Origin of the sequence: Phytopseudomonas dryadis, from assembly GCF_004327355.1 — a bacterium.
Lineage (GTDB): Bacteria > Pseudomonadota > Gammaproteobacteria > Pseudomonadales > Pseudomonadaceae > Aquipseudomonas > Aquipseudomonas dryadis.
Genome location: NZ_QJUM01000088.1, coordinates 1 through 454, shown reverse-complemented (window position 1 = coordinate 454; position 454 = coordinate 1). Strand labels below are relative to the sequence as shown.

General features: G+C 37.9%; 1 protein-coding gene. It reads right to left on the bottom strand.

Annotation, left to right across the window (positions count from 1 at the left end):
- A partial coding sequence (locus DNK34_RS25340) for an esterase/lipase family protein (RefSeq protein WP_425273945.1) occupies positions 1 to 454 on the bottom strand: 454 nt, incomplete at both ends.

Below are 454 nucleotides of genomic sequence, written 5' to 3'. Positions count from 1 at the left end.
CACCCATACTATGCCCTACAAGATGTACCTTTTTACCAGGTTCCCAATTAGGCATGATTCCTTTATATGTCTTACCATAGCGCTCATGTCCGTATTTAGCTGCATGTGCTGCGCCATAATCTACGCGACCACCTTTAATGTAATAATAAAGTTCTACAGCGCGATCATAGTTACTACCAAATGCACTAACACTTGCTTGATGTACATTATAGCCTTGCTTTCTCAATTCTTCGATAACTTTAAATTTATTTCCACCCCAATAATTTGGGTATAAAGCTGGTGCATTATCGCCTACTAATCCTAAAAATCCATGTACAAAAACAACTGGATATTTGTTAAGTGGTTGTACTTGATTCGCTTTAATTGGTCGAATCTTTTTAGCATCTGCTGCTGCATTTGTAGTCGAACGTGTTTTAGGCGCTTGAAGCGCATCTTTGATTAGTTGTTTATTATC